This is a genomic window from Paracoccus sp. S3-43 (assembly GCF_029027965.1).
In the GTDB taxonomy this organism is placed as follows: domain Bacteria; phylum Pseudomonadota; class Alphaproteobacteria; order Rhodobacterales; family Rhodobacteraceae; genus Paracoccus.
Map to the genome: position 1 here is coordinate 748,961 of NZ_CP119082.1, position 16,037 is coordinate 764,997.

General features: G+C 65.5%; 20 protein-coding genes. 18 read left to right on the plus strand and 2 right to left on the minus strand.

Annotation, left to right across the window (positions count from 1 at the left end; translation table 11 throughout):
* Positions 1 to 119: 119 nt before the first annotated feature.
* Positions 120 to 830, plus strand: a complete 711-nt coding sequence (locus tag PXD02_RS03820) for a hypothetical protein (protein WP_275105619.1) — start codon at positions 120 to 122, stop codon at positions 828 to 830.
* Between the two features lie 2 nt (positions 831 to 832).
* Here the strand turns inward: PXD02_RS03820 and PXD02_RS03825 are convergent, their stop codons facing one another.
* On the minus strand, positions 833 to 1,441 hold the full coding sequence (locus PXD02_RS03825) for a hypothetical protein (RefSeq protein WP_275105620.1): 609 nt from the start codon (positions 1,439 to 1,441) through the stop codon (positions 833 to 835).
* Positions 1,442 to 1,637: 196 nt separating this feature from the next.
* Here PXD02_RS03825 and rplO point away from each other — a divergent pair, with 196 nt between their 5' ends.
* The 7 genes from rplO (at position 1,638) to rplQ (ending at position 6,806) form a co-directional block, all read left to right on the plus strand.
* Positions 1,638 to 2,117 (plus strand): 50S ribosomal protein L15, encoded by a 480-nt coding sequence (rplO, locus tag PXD02_RS03830; RefSeq protein WP_275105621.1) that lies wholly within the window; start codon positions 1,638 to 1,640, stop codon positions 2,115 to 2,117.
* Between the two features lie 109 nt (positions 2,118 to 2,226).
* Positions 2,227 to 3,597, plus strand: coding sequence for a preprotein translocase subunit SecY (gene secY / locus PXD02_RS03835; RefSeq protein WP_275105622.1), 1,371 nt, complete (start codon positions 2,227 to 2,229; stop codon positions 3,595 to 3,597).
* A gap of 35 nt (positions 3,598 to 3,632) precedes the next feature.
* Complete coding sequence (locus PXD02_RS03840) at positions 3,633 to 4,220, plus strand: adenylate kinase (protein WP_275105623.1); 588 nt, start codon at positions 3,633 to 3,635, stop codon at positions 4,218 to 4,220.
* A gap of 153 nt (positions 4,221 to 4,373) precedes the next feature.
* The gene (rpsM, locus tag PXD02_RS03845) at positions 4,374 to 4,742 is read left to right on the plus strand and encodes a 30S ribosomal protein S13 (RefSeq protein WP_089386341.1); all 369 of its coding nucleotides are present in this window, start codon (positions 4,374 to 4,376) and stop codon (positions 4,740 to 4,742) included.
* A 12-nt stretch (positions 4,743 to 4,754) separates the two neighbouring features.
* Positions 4,755 to 5,144, plus strand: coding sequence for a 30S ribosomal protein S11 (rpsK, locus tag PXD02_RS03850; RefSeq protein WP_089386342.1), 390 nt, complete (start codon positions 4,755 to 4,757; stop codon positions 5,142 to 5,144).
* Between the two features lie 118 nt (positions 5,145 to 5,262).
* Positions 5,263 to 6,279 (plus strand): DNA-directed RNA polymerase subunit alpha, encoded by a 1,017-nt coding sequence (locus PXD02_RS03855; protein WP_275105624.1) that lies wholly within the window; start codon positions 5,263 to 5,265, stop codon positions 6,277 to 6,279.
* A gap of 113 nt (positions 6,280 to 6,392) precedes the next feature.
* The gene (rplQ, locus tag PXD02_RS03860; RefSeq protein WP_275105625.1) at positions 6,393 to 6,806 is read left to right on the plus strand and encodes a 50S ribosomal protein L17; all 414 of its coding nucleotides are present in this window, start codon (positions 6,393 to 6,395) and stop codon (positions 6,804 to 6,806) included.
* A gap of 24 nt (positions 6,807 to 6,830) precedes the next feature.
* Here the strand turns inward: rplQ and PXD02_RS03865 are convergent, their stop codons facing one another.
* Positions 6,831 to 7,025 carry a hypothetical protein gene (locus tag PXD02_RS03865; protein ID WP_275105626.1) on the minus strand — a complete coding sequence of 65 codons (195 nt, stop codon included), beginning with the start codon at positions 7,023 to 7,025 and terminating at the stop codon, positions 6,831 to 6,833.
* 97 nt (positions 7,026 to 7,122) lie between these two features.
* On the opposite strand from PXD02_RS03865, the gene PXD02_RS03870 reads away from it, so the two are divergent.
* The 10 genes from PXD02_RS03870 (at position 7,123) to PXD02_RS03915 (ending at position 16,032) form a co-directional block, all read left to right on the plus strand.
* Positions 7,123 to 7,734, plus strand: a complete 612-nt coding sequence (locus PXD02_RS03870) for a helix-turn-helix transcriptional regulator (RefSeq protein ID WP_275105627.1) — start codon at positions 7,123 to 7,125, stop codon at positions 7,732 to 7,734.
* Positions 7,735 to 7,796: 62 nt separating this feature from the next.
* Positions 7,797 to 8,387, plus strand: coding sequence for an acyl-homoserine-lactone synthase (locus PXD02_RS03875; RefSeq protein ID WP_275105628.1), 591 nt, complete (start codon positions 7,797 to 7,799; stop codon positions 8,385 to 8,387).
* A gap of 48 nt (positions 8,388 to 8,435) precedes the next feature.
* Positions 8,436 to 9,752, plus strand: coding sequence for a replication-associated recombination protein A (locus PXD02_RS03880; protein WP_275105629.1), 1,317 nt, complete (start codon positions 8,436 to 8,438; stop codon positions 9,750 to 9,752).
* Positions 9,753 to 9,783: 31 nt separating this feature from the next.
* Positions 9,784 to 10,149 (plus strand): fluoride efflux transporter CrcB, encoded by a 366-nt coding sequence (gene crcB, locus PXD02_RS03885; protein WP_275105630.1) that lies wholly within the window; start codon positions 9,784 to 9,786, stop codon positions 10,147 to 10,149.
* Positions 10,146 to 11,198, plus strand: coding sequence for an RluA family pseudouridine synthase (locus tag PXD02_RS03890; RefSeq protein ID WP_275105631.1), 1,053 nt, complete (start codon positions 10,146 to 10,148; stop codon positions 11,196 to 11,198). The genes crcB and PXD02_RS03890 overlap by 4 nt, the downstream gene beginning before the upstream one ends.
* Complete coding sequence (locus PXD02_RS03895; RefSeq protein WP_275105632.1) at positions 11,195 to 11,314, plus strand: HAD family hydrolase; 120 nt, start codon at positions 11,195 to 11,197, stop codon at positions 11,312 to 11,314. The genes PXD02_RS03890 and PXD02_RS03895 overlap by 4 nt, the downstream gene beginning before the upstream one ends.
* 6 nt (positions 11,315 to 11,320) lie before the next feature.
* Complete coding sequence (locus PXD02_RS03900; RefSeq protein WP_275105633.1) at positions 11,321 to 12,034, plus strand: ATP12 family chaperone protein; 714 nt, start codon at positions 11,321 to 11,323, stop codon at positions 12,032 to 12,034.
* A gap of 160 nt (positions 12,035 to 12,194) precedes the next feature.
* Entirely contained in the window at positions 12,195 to 13,211 is a 1,017-nt protein-coding gene (locus PXD02_RS03905) for an amino acid ABC transporter substrate-binding protein (RefSeq protein ID WP_275105634.1), read from the plus strand.
* Between the two features lie 108 nt (positions 13,212 to 13,319).
* On the plus strand, positions 13,320 to 14,576 hold the full coding sequence (locus PXD02_RS03910; protein WP_275105635.1) for an amino acid ABC transporter permease: 1,257 nt from the start codon (positions 13,320 to 13,322) through the stop codon (positions 14,574 to 14,576).
* 1 nt (position 14,577) lies between these two features.
* Complete coding sequence (locus PXD02_RS03915; protein ID WP_275105636.1) at positions 14,578 to 16,032, plus strand: amino acid ABC transporter permease; 1,455 nt, start codon at positions 14,578 to 14,580, stop codon at positions 16,030 to 16,032.
* The last annotated feature ends 5 nt before the right edge of the window (positions 16,033 to 16,037 follow it).

A 16,037-nucleotide genomic window follows, 5' to 3' on the forward strand; every position in this document is an offset into this window, starting at 1 on the left:
TGCTTCCCTCCATCCCTGAGAAAGGATCGCACCATCAAACCGTGGGATCAAACAGTTAACCATATCGTAACCTCTGCGCCCTAAATCTGGCCGGAAATGCCGAGCGGATGGGGAACAGGGTGGCGCGTATCATCTGCGCATGTCTGGCGTGGCTTCTGGCGGGCACCTTGGCCCAGGCCGGTCCCTGGCCGCGCGAACAGGGGCAGGCCTTCGTCGCGCTGACCGACGAACGCGACCGGGCGGGCAATTCCTTTACCGGGCTCTATGCCGAATACGGGCTGGCCCGGCGCCGCACCCTGGGCCTGGAGATCAGCCGTACCGATGTCGGCGAAACCACGGCGATGGCCTGGTATCAGAAATCCCTGGACGGCGGGCAGGGGCCGAACAGGCTGGCCTATGCGATGGGCTTCGGCGCGATCCGCCGGGACGGCCAGCTGCTGCCGCTGAGCCAGGCCGCGCTGATGTGGGGGCGCGGCTTTTCGGGCCTGTGGGACGGCGGCTGGCTGACCACCGAGGCCCGCGTCAAGGTGGCGGGCAAGACCGAGGAGGTCCGGGTCCGGCAGGGCATGACCCAGGTCGAATACGCCTATCTGACGCCCGAGATCGTGACCAAGCTGGATCTGACGGTCGGCATCCGCCCCACGCCCGCCTGGGCCCTGGTGAACCAGTTGCGGCTTGAGGCGCGCAAGGACAGCGATTTCTCGGCAAAGCTGGCCAGTTCGGCGGTCTATGACCTGGCCGGTCCGGCGCGGCTGGAAATCGGGATCATCGCCCCCCTGGCCGGTCCCGGCGAACCGGCCCTCAAGATCGGCACCTGGCTGGAATTCTGAGCCTATTCGCGGCAGGCATAGACCGCGCCGCCCACGGCCACCACCGATACCGCCGCCCCCGCCACGATCGCCGGGGACGACGCCATGGCCGCCGCCGCCCCGCCGATCGAGGACAGCACGCCCGAGATATAGCCCTGCGATCCGCTGAGGATCACCGCCCCCGATCCGTCGGGCAGGGCGCGGGCACCGTTGATCGCCCCGCGCGCCGCAGCCCCGGTGATGGCGACGGCGGCGTTCTTGGTCCGGTTGACCCTTTGGCAGACCGTCTTGGCAGGCGTTTCGCAACGGCCATAGGCGTCGCGGCGGCCCAGGTCGTAACCGAGGATCGAATCGCTGGCCTTGTCGTGGCGCAGGCAGAAGGGGCCGCGTTCGTCATCCGTCAGATCCGGCGTCAGGCTGCGCAGCACGACATAGCTGGGGCAGGTGTCGCGGCCCCAGGAGGTGAAGAGGATTTCCCGCCGGCTGAAATGATCGCGCAGGCCGGGCTCGTCCCGGTCATAGGCCAAGGGAACGTCGCGGGCATTGATGCGGGCGGTGCAGAGGACCGGTTCCGCCTGGGCGGCAAGGGGGGCCGACAGCAGCGCGGCAAGGAAAAGGGCGGGGCGGGTCATGGCATCCTGATAATCCGGGGATCGGCAAGGGCAACTCACATCCGCTTGTCCGGTTGCCGCGCAAGGCGGGGCTTGCCGCAGTCCGGCGTTCCGTCTATACGCCCGCGGGTGCCGATGGGCACCGATTCACGAAACACGACATGCCGCGTCCGCCCCATCATCGCTTCGGGGGTGCGTCCGGCCTAGGAGAAGCGACATGAAACTGCATGAAATCCGCGATAACGAGGGCGCCAACCGCAAGAAGAAGCGCGTGGCGCGCGGTCCCGGCTCGGGCAAGGGCAAGACGGCCGGCCGGGGTATCAAGGGCCAGACCTCGCGTTCGGGCGTGGCGCTGAACGGTTACGAAGGCGGCCAGATGCCGCTGTACCGCCGCCTGCCCAAGCGCGGCTTCACCAAGCCGAACGCGAAATCCTTCGCGGTGGTGAACCTGGGCCAGATCCAGTCCTTCATCGACGCGGGCAAGATCGACGCCAAGGCCGACCTGACCGAGGACGCCCTGGTCGCCTCGGGCCTGGTGCGCCGCAAGCTGGACGGCATCCGCCTGCTGGCCAAGGGCGACGTCACCTCGGCCCTGACCATCAGCGTCACCGGCGCGTCGAAAGCGGCGGTCGAGGCGGTCGAGAAGGCGGGCGGCAAGGTGTCGCTGCCGGTCGCGACCGAAGCGGCGGCGGAATAAGCTGTTGATCGGGGCCTTCCCGCCCCATAGATAGCGAACAGGTTTTCCTGGCGCCGCCGGTCCCCGGAAACGGGTCGGCGGCGCTGTCATGACACGGGACGTAACACACATGGCGTCAGCCGCAGAACAGATGGCCGCGAACCTTTCATGGAGCGCATTCGGCAAGGCCACGGAACTTCGCCAGCGTATCTGGTTCACGATCGGGCTGCTGATCATCTATCGGCTGGGCACCTATATCCCGGTGCCGGGCATCGACGGCGCGGCCCTGCGCAACTTCATGGATCAGGCGCAGGCGGGCATCGGCGGCATCCTGTCGATGTTCACCGGCGGCGCCCTGGGCCGGATGGGCGTCTTCGCGCTTGGCATCATGCCCTATATCTCGGCCTCGATCATCGTGCAGCTGCTCACCTCGATGGTGCCTTCGCTGGAACAGCTGAAGAAGGAAGGCGAGCAGGGGCGCAAGAAGATCAACCAGTACACGCGCTATGGCACCGTGGCCCTGGCGCTGTTCCAGGCTTTCGGCCTGGCCAAGTCGCTGGAGGCGGGCGGGCTGGCCCATGATCCGGGCCTGTTCTTCCAGGCCTCGGTGGTCATCACCCTGGTCGGCGGCACCATGTTCCTGATGTGGCTGGGCGAACAGATCACCGCGCGCGGCATCGGCAACGGCATCTCGCTGATCATTTTCGTGGGCATCGTCGCGGAAATCCCGGCGGCGCTGGCGAACTTCTTCGCGCAGGGCCGGTCCGGCGCGATCTCGACCCCGGTGATTCTGGGCGTGATCGTGATGGTCGTCGCCGTGATCGCCTTCGTGGTCTTCATGGAGCGGGCGCTGCGCAAGATCCGCATCCAGTATCCCCGGCGCCAGGTCGGCATGAAGATCTATGACGGCCAGTCGTCGCACCTGCCGATCAAGGTCAACCCGGCGGGCGTGATCCCGGCGATCTTCGCCTCGTCGCTGCTGCTGCTGCCGGTGACGATCTCGACCTTTTCTGGCAACCAGACCGGGCCGATCATGTCCACGATCCTGGCCTATTTCGGGCCGGGCCAGCCGCTGTATCTGGTGTTCTTCGCGGCGATGATCGTCTTCTTCGCCTATTTCTATACCCACAATGTCAGTTTCAAATCCGACGACGTGGCCGACAACCTGAAGAACCAGGGCGGCTTCATCCCCGGCATCCGGCCGGGCAAGCGGACCGAGGAATACCTGGATTACGTCGTCAACCGCGTGCTGGTGATCGGCGCGGCCTATCTGGCGGCCGTCTGCCTGCTGCCGGAAATCATCCGCCACCAGTGGTCGGTGCCGTTCTATTTCGGCGGCACCTCGGTCCTGATCGTGGTGTCGGTGACGATGGACACGATCAACCAGGTGCAAAGCCATCTTCTGGCCCATCAGTACGAAGGCCTGATTGAGAAATCCCAGTTGCGTGGTAAACGCAAAGAGGGAAGCGCAAAGCCGCGTCGCGCACCGTCGCGCCGCTAATGGCCCGACGGGCTGACGAGGGGGACAGACCTGAGATGACGATCAATATCATTCTGCTGGGGCCGCCGGGTGCCGGCAAGGGAACCCAGGCCAAGAAGCTGGTCGACGACCGTGGCCTGGTGCAGCTGTCCACCGGCGACATGCTGCGCGCCGCCCGGTCCTCGGGGACCGAGATGGGCAAGCGCGTGGCCGAGGTCATGGACCGGGGAGAGCTGGTGACGGACGAGATCGTCATCGGCCTGATCCGCGAAAGGCTGGCCGAGGGCGGCAAGGGCTTCATCTTCGACGGCTTTCCGCGCACGCTAGCGCAGGCGGATGCACTGGGCCAGTTGCTCCGCGACACGGGGATGCAACTGGATGCGGCGATCGAGCTGAAGGTCGACGACGGCGCATTGGTCGATCGCATCGTCAAGCGCGCCGAACAGTCGATGGCGGCGGGCGAGCCTGTCCGCAAGGACGACACGCCGGAGGTGTTTTCCGACCGGCTGCGGGAATACTACAAGAAGACCGCGCCCTTGCTGGGCTATTACTATGCCAAGGGCGACCTGCATCAGGTCGATGGCATGGCCGCCATGGATGAGGTTGCCGCCCAGATCGCGAGGGTTCTGGACGAAAAGGCTTGACCTTTCCTTTACCGGCCTTTAATGCACGTCATCTCGCAAGAGAATCACTCCTCTGGGGTGGCCCATTGTCTGGCCCGAAGGCGTTGCTTTCGGGCCTTGCGTTGTGAAAAAAGGTTCCGGGGCTACGGAACCGCAACCATGAAGGAAAAACGCGTGGCTCGTATTGCTGGCGTCAACATTCCGACCGGGAAGCGCGTCCCGATCGCCCTGACCTATATCCACGGCATCGGCCCGATGTATGCCGAACAGATCTGCGAGGCCGTCGGCATCGACCGCGCCCGCCGCGTGAACGATCTGTCGGATGCCGAAGTGCTGCAAATCCGCGAATATATCGACGCGAACCTGACGGTCGAGGGCGATCTGCGCCGCGAACGGCAGATGAACATCAAGCGCATGATGGACCTGGGTTCCTATCGCGGCCTGCGTCACCGCCGCGGCCTGCCGGTCCGCGGCCAGCGCACCCATACCAATGCCCGCACCCGCAAAGGCCCGGCAAAACCCATCGCTGGCAAGAAGAAATAAGGGGCAACGGACATGGCACGCGACAAGACCCGCATGAAGCGCAAGGAACGCAAGAACATCGCCACGGGCGTTGCGCATGTGAATTCCAGCTTCAACAACACCAAGATCCTGATTTCCGACGTGCAGGGCAACGCGATCTCGTGGTCGTCCGCCGGCACCATGGGCTTCAAGGGCTCGCGCAAATCGACCCCCTATGCCGCGCAGATGGCCGCAGAAGACGCGGGCCGCAAGGCGCAGGAACACGGCGTCCGCACCCTGGAAGTCGAAGTGCAGGGCCCCGGCTCGGGCCGCGAATCGGCGCTCCGCGCCCTGGCCTCGGTCGGTTTCAACATCACCGCGATCCGCGACGTGACTCCGATCGCGCATAACGGCTGCCGCCCGCCGAAGCGCCGCCGCGTCTGATTTTCAGGTAGCGATTCCCCGGATCGCGCGTCCTTCGCGCGGTCCGGCCTTTTCCGTTTTCAACCTCGGGCGTTTCCGACCACGGACATGGGGCGGAAGCAAGAATGGAGGCAAACGCATGATCCACAAGAATTGGGCCGAGCTGATCAAGCCGACGCAATTGGTTGTCAAGCCTGGCGCGGATGCCACCCGCACCGCCACGCTGGTCGCCGAACCGCTGGAGCGGGGCTTCGGCCTGACGCTGGGCAACGCGCTGCGCCGCGTGCTGCTGTCCTCGCTGCAAGGCGGGGCCATCACCTCGGTCCAGATCGACAACGTGCTGCACGAGTTCAGCAGCGTCCCCGGCGTCCGCGAGGACGTGACGGACATCGTCCTGAACCTCAAGGGCGTGACGCTGAAGATGGACGTGGAGGGGCCGAAGCGCCTGACCCTGTCCGCGAAGGGACCGGGCGAGGTCAAGGCGGGCGACATCCAGGAAACCGCCGGGATCACGGTGCTGAACCGCGATCACGTCATCTGCCACCTGGACGACGGCGCCGACCTGAACATGGAACTGACCGTGCAGACCGGCAAGGGCTATGTCGCGGCCGACAGGAACCGCCCCGAGGACGCGCCCATCGGGCTGATCCCGATCGACGCGATCTTCTCGCCCGTCAAGCGTGTCAGCTATGAAGTCACGCCCACCCGCGAGGGGCAGGTGCTGGACTATGACAAGCTGACGATGAAGATCGAAACCGACGGCTCGCTGACCCCGGAAGACGCCGTGGCCTATGCCGCGCGCATCGTCCAGGACCAGCTGTCGGTCTTCGTGAACTTCGACGAACCCGAATCGGCCAACCGCCAGGACGCCGAGGACGGGCTGGAATTCGACCCGCGCCTGCTGAAGAAGGTGGACGAGCTGGAACTGTCGGTGCGTTCGGCCAACTGCCTGAAGAACGACAACATCGTCTATATCGGCGACCTGATCCAGAAGACCGAGGCCGAGATGCTGCGGACCCCGAACTTCGGCCGCAAGTCCTTGAACGAGATCAAGGAAGTGTTGTCGGGCATGGGCCTGCACCTGGGCATGGACGTGGTCGACTGGCCGCCGGAAAACATCGAGGATCTGGCGAAACGGTTCGACGACCAGTTCTGAGCCTTTCGGGGGCGGTCCGCCGCCCCCGCACGACCGGGCATCCCGCCCCAAGGAGAGCGGCCCGCCACGCATGGGTCGCCGGACAAAGCAAAACACGTTAACGGAGAATCATCATGCGTCACGCCCGTGGCTATCGCCGCCTCAACCGCACCCATGAACACCGCAAGGCCCTGTGGGCCAACATGGCCGGATCCCTGATCGAGCACGAGCAGATCAAGACGACCCTGCCCAAGGCCAAGGAACTGCGCCCCATCGTCGAAAAGCTGATCACGCTGGCCAAGCGCGGCGACCTGCACGCCCGCCGCCAGGCCGCCGCGCAGCTGAAGCAGGACCAGTATGTCGCCAAGCTGTTCGACGTGCTGGGCGCGCGTTACAAGGACCGCCAGGGCGGCTATGTCCGCGTCCTGAAGGCCGGTTTCCGCTATGGCGACATGGCACCGATGGCGATCATCGAATTCGTGGACCGCGACACCTCGGCCAAGGGTGCGGCCGACCGCGCCCGCGTCGAAGCTGCCGAGGCCGAATAACGCCGCCTCTTTCGGCTGATCGAATCAGACGCCTCGCAGCCCCTCCGGTTGCGGGGCGTTTTTCGTGACGTTGCGGCACAGTTGGCCGGGCGCCAGCGGGCTGATAGCCTTGGAAATCGCGCGGGCTGCGTCTTGCCGCTCATCCGCCGTCAAGGGCATCGCCAGCAGTTGCTGGCGAAGATAGACCGGCAGCGGCAGGACGTCGCTGGATAGCCGCATCGGCGGAATCTCCTATCCCATTAAGGATATGGCAACTATTATGCTCCAATACTACTTTGTACGTTGACGCCTTCGAACGCAATTTGTCTAAAAAGTCATGTCATCACGCGCCGATATCAATGCTGGCCTGCAGAAACTGGGAAAACTTGCCCCGGCGGGCTATTTCGTGGGCGTGCATATCCGTTTTGCCGCCCCCTTGATGCAATTTCAGACCTATGCGCAGGAATGGGCGGATTTCTATTCCCAGAATGGCTATGCGCTGCGCGATCCGACGATCGCCTGGGGATTTTCGACGACGGGGGCCTGCCGCTGGTCCAGTCTGCCGATCCCGGATCCGTTCAGTATCCTGAAGGACGCGGCGAACCATGGCCTGACATTCGGGCTGACGGTCTCTTGCGGGCCGATCAATTCGCGCACCATCGCCAGCTTCGCCCGCGACGACCGCGAATTCACGGATGACGAGATCGCCGAGATCTCGACCACGGTACGTCGGCTTCACGATTCAACGGAGCCGCCGGCGAGCCTGACCAAGGCTCAGAAAGATGCCCTTCGTTGCGTCGCGGAGGGCGATCGTCATGCGGCAGCGGCGGCCAAGCTTGGCATCACCGAAAGCGCGTTCAAGGCAAGGCTGATCTCAGTCCGGGAAAGACTGAAGGCCCGCACGACCGCCGAGGCGTTGCAGAGGGCCAAGGAATACCGCCTGCTTTAGGCGTTCGCCCAGGGGATCCGGGACGCAAGGAGGGGCTGTCCTTACACCCCAGGAGAATGACAATGCAGACGACCACGCTTTCCTTTTCGAACCTCCACAACCACGGCGACCTGTTCGCCAAGCTGTTCCGCGCCCGCAAGCAGAGCTTCATCATCCAGAAGAACTGGGATCTGCCCGAGGCCGAGGACATGGAGTTCGATCAGTACGACACGCCGCAGAGCCGCTGGATCGCCGTCCATGACAAGGGCGAGATCCTGGCGGGCTTCCGCCTGACGCCCACGACCGCCCGCTGCGGAATCTACAGCTATATGATCCGCGATGCGCAGAACGGCATCCTGGGCGGGTCGATCCCCCAGGATCTGCTGGACGCCCCCGCGCCGGTCGATCCTCATGTCTGGGAATGTTCGCGCGTTTTTGTCAGCCACGACATCCCGCAGATGTATCGCCGCAAGGTCCATTTCAAGATGGTCGAGGCCATGACGGGATCGGCCCGCGAACTGGGCGCGACGCGGCTGATCGCGCTGACCGGCGCGTCCTGGCCCCGGTGGTATGGCCGCTGCGGCCTGGAAGCCGAGGCGATCGGCCGGGTCATGTGGATCGACGACGGCCATTTCCAGTGCGTCGCGATCAACCTCGCGCCGAAGATGCATTGACGGCGGGGGCTGTTCGCAGCCCATCGGCCGTCCTACATTGACGGCATCATGCCCGACCTGTTCGACGCCAGCCCCTTGTCCGATCCGCCGCCGACCCCGGCGGTGCGACCCTTGGCCGACCGCATCCGCCCCGTGCGCATGGGCGATGTGATCGGCCAGGACAAGGTGCTTGGCCCGGACGGACCGCTGGGGTCGATGCTGGCGTCGCGCAGCCTGTCCTCGCTGATCCTGTGGGGCCCGCCCGGCGTCGGCAAGACCACCATCGCCCGCCTGCTGGCGGACGAGACCGATCTGGCCTTCGTGCAGATCAGCGCGATCTTTTCCGGCGTCCCCGAGCTGCGCAAGGTGTTCGAGGCCGCGAAGCTGCGCCACGGCCAAGGGCGCGGCACGCTGTTGTTCGTGGACGAGATCCACCGCTTCAACAAGGCGCAGCAGGACAGTTTCCTGCCCTATATGGAGGATGGGACGATCCTTCTGGTCGGTGCGACGACCGAAAACCCGTCCTTCGAGTTGAACACCGCACTGATGTCGCGGGCGCAGGTCATCGTGCTGGAGCGCCTGTCGCTGCGCGATCTGGAACTGATGGCGCAGCGCGCCGAACGGGAACTGGGCCGCAAGCTGCCCCTGACGGCCGAGGCGCGCGAGGCGCTGCTGGAGATGGCCGACGGAGACGGCCGCGCCGCCCTGAACCTGATCGAGCAGGTGGCGGCCTGGAAGACCGACACGCCGGTCGACCAGCCCGCCATGGCGCAGCGGCTGATGCGGCGGGCGGCGAAATACGACAAGTCGGGCGACGAACATTACAACCTGGTTTCCGCCCTGCACAAATCGGTGCGCGGGTCCGACCCGGATGCGGCTCTATACTGGCTGGGCCGGATGCTGGAGGGGGGCGAGGATCCGCGCTATCTCGCCCGCCGCATCACCCGCATGGCGGTCGAGGATATCGGCCTGGCCGATCCGGCGGCGCAGCGCCATTGCCTGGACGCCTGGGCGCTGTATGAACGGCTTGGCAGTCCCGAGGGCGAACTGGCCTTGGCGCAGGCGGTGATCTATCTGGCGCTGGCGCCGAAGTCGAATGCCGGATACGTCGCCTACAAGGCCGCGCGGGCCGAGGCGCGGCGGACCGGCAGCCTGATGCCGCCCGCCCATATCCTGAACGCGCCGACGAAGATGATGAAGGAACAGGGCTATGGCGCGGGCTATGCCTATGACCACGACGCCGAGGACGGCTTTTCGGGGCAGAACTATTTCCCCGACGGCATGAAGCGCCCGGTTCTGTATGTCCCGGTCGAACGCGGCTTCGAACGGGAACTGAAGAAGCGGCTGGACTGGTTCGTGTCGCAGCGGCTGAAGCGCGGCGGTTGACTTTGCGCGCGTCCCGGCACAGGACCGGCCCATGATGAACCCATATCTTCAGGTCGCCATCGGCGGCGCCATCGGATCGGTGGCCCGCCTTGGCGTGTATCGCGCGATGCCCGTGCAGGGCTTTCCGCTGGCGACACTTGCCGTCAATGTCGCTGGCAGCCTGATCATGGGCCTGCTGGCTTCGGTGCTGGCGGTGCGCGGCGGGGCCTGGGCGCCCTTTCTGCTGACCGGTGTCCTGGGCGGTTTCACGACCTTTTCGGCCTTTTCACTGGACGCGCTGACCCTGTGGGAAGGCGGGCAGGGGGCGTCGGCGGCGCTGTATGTCGCGGGATCCGTGCTGCTGTCGCTGCTGGCGGTCCTTGCGGGCCTGATGATCGGCCGGGGGATTTTCGTATGAGCGGCGTCCAGACGATCCGCGTCGGCGAGGGCGAGGGGGAACAACGCCTCGACCGCTGGCTGAGGAAGAAATTCCCGCAGCTGGGCCAGATCGCCATCGAGAAGCTGTGCCGCACCGGGCAATTGCGCATCGACGGCGGCCGCGTGAAGCCCGCGACCCGGATCGAGGCTGGGCAGGAGGTGCGCATCCCGCCGCTGCCCGATGCCGCCCCCGCGCCGGCGCGCGCCGGCCGCCCGCTGGGGCCGCGCGTGTCGGACAGCGACCAGCAGATGATCCAGGCCGCCGTGCTGTGGAAGGACGACCATATCATCGCCCTGAACAAGCCTCCGGGCCTGCCCAGCCAGGGCGGCAGCGGGCAGGGCGACCGGCATGTCGACGGGCTGACCACGGCGCTGATGTTCGGCTACAAGGACCGGCCCAAGCTGGTGCATCGGCTGGACAAGGATACCTCGGGGGTGCTGCTGCTGGCGCGCACCGACCGCATCGCGCGGGCCCTGTCCGAGGCTTTCCGGTCGCGCACCACCCGCAAGATCTATTGGGCGGCGGTGGCGGGCGTGCCGCATCCGCGCATGGGAACGATCCGTTTCGGCCTGGTCAAGGGTGGGGCCGGGCGTGGCGACAACGAAAAGATGATCGCCGTCCATCCCCGCGACATCGACACGACCGAGGGCGCCAAGCGCGCCACCACCGATTACGCCGTGCTGGACGCCCTGGGCACGCGGGCAAGCTGGTGCGCGCTGGTGCCGATCACCGGGCGGACCCATCAGTTGCGCGCGCATATGGCCGAACTGGGCCATCCCATCGTCGGGGACGGCAAATATGGCGGCTCGGGGCAGGAAAACCTGGGCGACGGCTGGGGCGCGCAGCTGGGCGGAGAGATCAGCAGGAAGCTGCACCTGCACGCCCGCAGCCTGTCCTTCGACCATCCGATCACCAAGAAACGCATCACCCTGACCGCGCCCTTGCCCGACCACATGGCGCGGACCTGGAAGACGCTGGGCTGGCATGAAAACGACGTGCCGGACGATCCTTTCGCGGATGCCGAATGAAGCTGGTCGTCTTCGATCTCGACGGCACGCTGATCGACAGCCAGCATGACAGCCATACTCGCATCGCCTGCGCACAGGCAGCTTCCCACCCACAGGCGCGCATTGAAAAGAGGTAAGGCGGCATGAGCGAATGGAAGGCGCGGCGGTTCTGGAAGGCGGTTTCGGTCCGGCCCGCCGATGAGGGTTTCGAGATCGCCCTGGACGACCGCCCCCTGCGCACCCCCGGCAAGCTGCCGCTGCTGCTGCCGACGCCCGCCCTGGCCGCGGCGGTTGCGGCCGAATGGGATGCGCAGGACGATGTGATCGACCCCCATGCCATGCCGCTGACCCGCGCCGCCAATTCCGCCATCGAGAAGGTGACGCCCCAGTTCGCCGATGTCGCGGCCATGCTTGCCGATTATGGCGGCACCGACCTTCTGTCCTATCGCGCCGACCAGCCCGTCGAACTGGCGCGGCGCCAGGCCCAGGGCTGGGATCCCCTGATCGACTGGGCGGCGACCGATCTGCGCGCGCCCCTGCGCATCACCCACGGCGTCATCCCCATCGCCCAGGACCGCGAGGCCCTGGCCCGGCTGCACGGCCATGTCGCGGCACTGGACGCCTTCGGCCTGACCGCGCTGCACGATCTTGTGACACTGCCCGGTTCGCTGGTCCTGGGCCTGGCCGTCATCCGGGGCCGGATCGACGCCGGGACGGCCTTCCGCCTGTCCCGCATCGACGAGGATTTCCAGGCCGAGCAATGGGGCCAGGACGACGAGGCGCGCCTTGCCGCCGAAAGCCGCAGGGTGGCGATGCTGGACGCCGAACGGTTGTGGCATCTGTCGCGCACGGGTTGAATGTGCCCGCTTCCGGGGCGCCGCGCTTGACGCACCGGGAAGGATCGGCACTATGTTGCCTATGGGATGCCCCTTGCGGGGGCTTTCGCGAAACGCCCGGCCGCAAAGGTCCGGGTGACGTCCGGGCGGGGCCGGGACGGCAACCAACAAAGGGGTAGAGATGAAGACTTCGGTATTTCTGGGCACCGTCGCCGCCGCCACGCTGATGGCGGGGGCGGGCATGGCCGACACGCTGGCCGACGTGAAGGCGCGGGGCGAGCTGAACTGCGGCGTGAACACCGGCCTTGTCGGTTTCGCGGCGCCGGATGCGAACGGCAACTGGACGGGCTTCGATGTCGATATCTGCAAGGCCGTCGCCGCCGCCGTGCTGGGCGATGCAAGCAAGGTGAAATACGTTCCCACCACCGGCCAGACGCGCTTTACCGCGCTGTCCTCGGGCGAGGTGGACCTGCTGGCCCGGAACTCGACCTGGACGTTTTCGCGCGATACCGACCTGAAGCTCGATTTCGTCGGCGTCAACTATTATGACGGCCAGGGCTTCATGGTGCGCAAGGATCTGGGCGTGACCTCGGCCAAGGAGCTGGAGGGCGCGACCGTCTGCATCCAGACCGGCACCACCACGGAACTGAACCTGGCCGATTACTTCAAGGCCAACAACATGACCTATTCGCCCGTCAATATCGACAGCAATGCCGAGGGCGAGCAGCAATACATGGCAGGCGCCTGCGACGCCTATACGACCGACGCATCGGGCCTGGCCGCCACCCGCGCGGCCTTCGCCGACCCGGAAAACCACATCATCCTGCCCGAGATCATCTCCAAGGAACCCTTGGGACCGGCGGTGCGCCACGGCGACAACAACTGGGGCGACATCGTCCGCTGGACGCTGTACGCGCTGATCGCGGCCGAGGAATACGGCATCACCTCGGCCAATATCGAGGAACTGACCAGCTCGTCCCAGAACCCCGAGGTTCAGCGCCTGCTGGGCGTGACCGACGATCTGGGCGCGATGATCGGGCTGGACAAGGAATGGGCCAAGCGCGCCATCATGGCCAGCGGCAACTATGGCGAGATCTTCGCGGCCAATATCGGCGAACAGACCCCGATCGGCCTGGCGCGCGGCCTGAACGCCCAGTGGACCCAGGGCGGCCTGATGTACGCGATGCCCTTCCGTTAAGGGCCGGACAAGACCGAAGGGGGCGCGATCGCGCCCCCTTCCCATAATGAAAAGACCGGTCGCACGAAACGCCGCAAAGGCCATGGCCGGCTACAGGGGTAAAAGCGAATGACGGACATGTCAGCGCCGGGTAATCCGCCGTTCCGGCCCAGTATGCTGATCTATGATCGGCGCTATCGGTCGATGACCTTCCAGGTGATCGTCTTCATCCTGGTGATGGCCCTGGCCTGGTGGCTGGTCAACAACACGATCCGCAACCTGGCGGCCCTGGGCAAGGATTTCGACTTCGGCTTCCTGTGGCAGCGGGCGGGATACGACATCCCGCAGACGCCGATTCCCTATACCTCGGACGACACGCATCTGCGCGCGGCCTTCGTGGGCCTGCTGAACACGCTGATCGTGTCGATCCTGGGCTGCATCGCGGCGACGGTCGTCGGCATCGTCGCCGGTGTGGCGCGGCTGTCGAACAACTGGCTGATCGCGCGGCTGATGACCGTCTATGTCGAGGCGTTCCGCAACGTCCCCCTGCTGCTGTGGATCCTGATCGTCTTTGCCGTCTTCACCGAGGTGATGCCGCCGCCCAACGCCTTCCGGGGCGACGATCCGGCCGCCTCCATGATCCTGTTCGACCATGTGGCGCTGACCAACCGCTATACCGCGATCCCGACGCTGGCGATGACCAACGATCCGGGCAGCCTGGATCTGGGCGCGCGGATCACGTTCAACTGGGCGACCATCGCCTTTGTCGTGGTGCTGGTCGCGGGCTGGATCGTCCGGCGGATGATCGGTGCCTGGGCGCAGCGGGTGCAGGATCAGACCGGCAGCCGTCCGACGACCTGGTGGATGAGCCTGGCGGTCATGACCGTGCCGTCGCTGCTGCTGATCTGGTATTTCGGCCTGCACCTGATCCCGCCGGAACTGCGCGGCTTCAACTTTGCCGGTGGCCTGAACGTGGCCAACGGGCTGGTCGCGCTGTGGCTGGCCTTGACGCTGTATACCGGCGCCTTCATCGCGGAAATCGTGCGCGGCGGGATCCTGGCCGTCAGCCGGGGCCAATCCGAGGCCGCCTTCGCCCTGGGCCTGCGCCCGCGCCGGACCATGAGCCTGGTGATCCTGCCCCAGGCGCTGCGGGTCATCATCCCGCCGCTGATCTCGCAATACCTGAACCTGATGAAGAACAGTTCGCTGGCCATCGCCGTGGGCTATATGGACATCAAGGGCACGCTGGGCGGGACCACGCTGAACCAGACGGGGCGGGAACTGGAATCCATCGTGCTGATGATGGGCGTCTATCTGGTTCTCAGCCTGATTATCTCGGCCGGGATGAACCTGTTCAACGCCCGCGTCAAGCTGAAGGAGCGGTGAGATGAGCGACACCCACGCCCAGACCGTCCCCTTTGTCCGCGACACCATGCTGCCCCCCGCCGAGCCCCCGGTGCGAGAGGCTGGCGCGGTCCGCTGGCTGCGGCAGAACCTGTTCTCGGGTCCGGTCAATACGGTCCTGACCATCCTTGGCGTCCTGGTCGTCTGGTTCCTGGTCAGTCATTTCTGGGACTGGTTCGCTCATGGGGTCTGGAATGCAGGCAGCCTGTCCGAATGCCGCCAGATCATTGCGGAAACCTGGGGCGAGGGCGCGCGCGGCGCCTGCTGGGCCGTGATCCGCGAACGGTGGAACCAGTATGTCTATGGCTTCTATCCGGTAGAATTGTATTGGCGCCCTACCATGGCCTTTGGCCTGCTGTTCGTGGCCCTGGCGCCTGTGCTGTTTTCCGAATCGCCGGGGATCCGCCGGATCGTGCTGGGCGTGACGACCGTTCTGACGCTGTGGCTGATGCTGTCCTTGAATGCGCCCGCCGCCTGGCTGGTCTTTGCCGCCGTCGTGCTGATCGGCGGGCTGCTGATTTCCGAACGGCATGTGTCCTGGCTGCTGGTGTTTTCGATCCTGTATCCGCTGATGGGGGTGTGGTTCCTGTGGGGCGGGTCGGCCTGGGGACCGATCATGGTTCTGGCCGGGCCGATCCTGGGCTGGATCGTCTGGCGGGTGCTGCATCCTGTATCCAGCCTGCTGGCGGTCGTCGCGGCCCTGGTCATCCCGGTTCTGTGGTGGATAGGCTATGCAGGCGAGGCGGCGCGGGATGCGGAAAGCATCGTTTCGCTGGCGATTCCCGCCGTTGCATCCGACCGCTTCGGGGGATTCCTTTTGTCGATCACCATCGGCATTTCCGGGATCGCGCTGTCGCTGCCCCTGGGGATCGTGCTGGCCCTGGCGCGGCGGTCCGACATGTTCCTGGTGAAATCGCTGGCGGTGATCTTCATCGAATTCATCCGGGGCGTGCCGCTGATCGCGCTGCTGTTCGTGGCGTCCTTGCTGCTGAACTATTTCATGCCGCCGGGCACGAATTTCGACATCATCCTGCGCGTCATCATCATGGTAACGCTGTTTTCCTCGGCCTACATGGCCGAGGTGATCCGAGGCGGGCTGGCCGCCCTGCCCAAGGGCCAATACGAGGCCGCCGATGCCCTGGGCCTGGATTACTGGAAAGCGCAGCGGCTGATCGTGCTGCCGCAGGCGCTGAAGATTTCCATCCCCGGCATCGTGTCCACCTTCATCGGCATGTTCAAGGACACGACCCTTGTGACCTTCGTGGGCCTGTATGACCCGCTGAAATCCATGTCCGACGCGGTGCGCGCCAGCACAAGCTGGAAGGGCATCTATTGGGAGCCGTATATCTTCGTCGGCTTCATCTTCTTTCTGATCTGCTTCGGCATGTCGCGATACTCGATGTATCTCGAACGCCGGCTGGCCCGCGACCACAGGTAAGGATA

Excerpts from the sequence above, each read along its gene's own strand:
- PXD02_RS03825 (WP_275105620.1), bottom strand. The coding sequence starts at position 1,441 with ATGACCCGCCCCGCCCTTTTCCTTGCCGCGCTGCTGTCGGCCCCCCTT.
- rplO (WP_275105621.1), top strand. The coding sequence starts at position 1,638 with ATGAAACTGCATGAAATCCGCGATAACGAGGGCGCCAACCGCAAGAAG.
- secY (WP_275105622.1), top strand. The coding sequence starts at position 2,227 with ATGGCGTCAGCCGCAGAACAGATGGCCGCGAACCTTTCATGGAGCGCA.
- PXD02_RS03840 (WP_275105623.1), top strand. The coding sequence starts at position 3,633 with ATGACGATCAATATCATTCTGCTGGGGCCGCCGGGTGCCGGCAAGGGA.
- rpsK (WP_089386342.1), top strand. The coding sequence starts at position 4,755 with ATGGCACGCGACAAGACCCGCATGAAGCGCAAGGAACGCAAGAACATC.
- PXD02_RS03855 (WP_275105624.1), top strand. The coding sequence starts at position 5,263 with ATGATCCACAAGAATTGGGCCGAGCTGATCAAGCCGACGCAATTGGTT.
- rplQ (WP_275105625.1), top strand. The coding sequence starts at position 6,393 with ATGCGTCACGCCCGTGGCTATCGCCGCCTCAACCGCACCCATGAACAC.
- PXD02_RS03865 (WP_275105626.1), bottom strand. The coding sequence starts at position 7,025 with ATGCGGCTATCCAGCGACGTCCTGCCGCTGCCGGTCTATCTTCGCCAG.
- PXD02_RS03870 (WP_275105627.1), top strand. The coding sequence starts at position 7,123 with ATGTCATCACGCGCCGATATCAATGCTGGCCTGCAGAAACTGGGAAAA.
- PXD02_RS03875 (WP_275105628.1), top strand. The coding sequence starts at position 7,797 with ATGCAGACGACCACGCTTTCCTTTTCGAACCTCCACAACCACGGCGAC.
- PXD02_RS03880 (WP_275105629.1), top strand. The coding sequence starts at position 8,436 with ATGCCCGACCTGTTCGACGCCAGCCCCTTGTCCGATCCGCCGCCGACC.
- crcB (WP_275105630.1), top strand. The coding sequence starts at position 9,784 with ATGATGAACCCATATCTTCAGGTCGCCATCGGCGGCGCCATCGGATCG.
- PXD02_RS03890 (WP_275105631.1), top strand. The coding sequence starts at position 10,146 with ATGAGCGGCGTCCAGACGATCCGCGTCGGCGAGGGCGAGGGGGAACAA.
- PXD02_RS03895 (WP_275105632.1), top strand. The coding sequence starts at position 11,195 with ATGAAGCTGGTCGTCTTCGATCTCGACGGCACGCTGATCGACAGCCAG.
- PXD02_RS03900 (WP_275105633.1), top strand. The coding sequence starts at position 11,321 with ATGAGCGAATGGAAGGCGCGGCGGTTCTGGAAGGCGGTTTCGGTCCGG.
- PXD02_RS03905 (WP_275105634.1), top strand. The coding sequence starts at position 12,195 with ATGAAGACTTCGGTATTTCTGGGCACCGTCGCCGCCGCCACGCTGATG.
- PXD02_RS03910 (WP_275105635.1), top strand. The coding sequence starts at position 13,320 with ATGACGGACATGTCAGCGCCGGGTAATCCGCCGTTCCGGCCCAGTATG.
- PXD02_RS03915 (WP_275105636.1), top strand. The coding sequence starts at position 14,578 with ATGAGCGACACCCACGCCCAGACCGTCCCCTTTGTCCGCGACACCATG.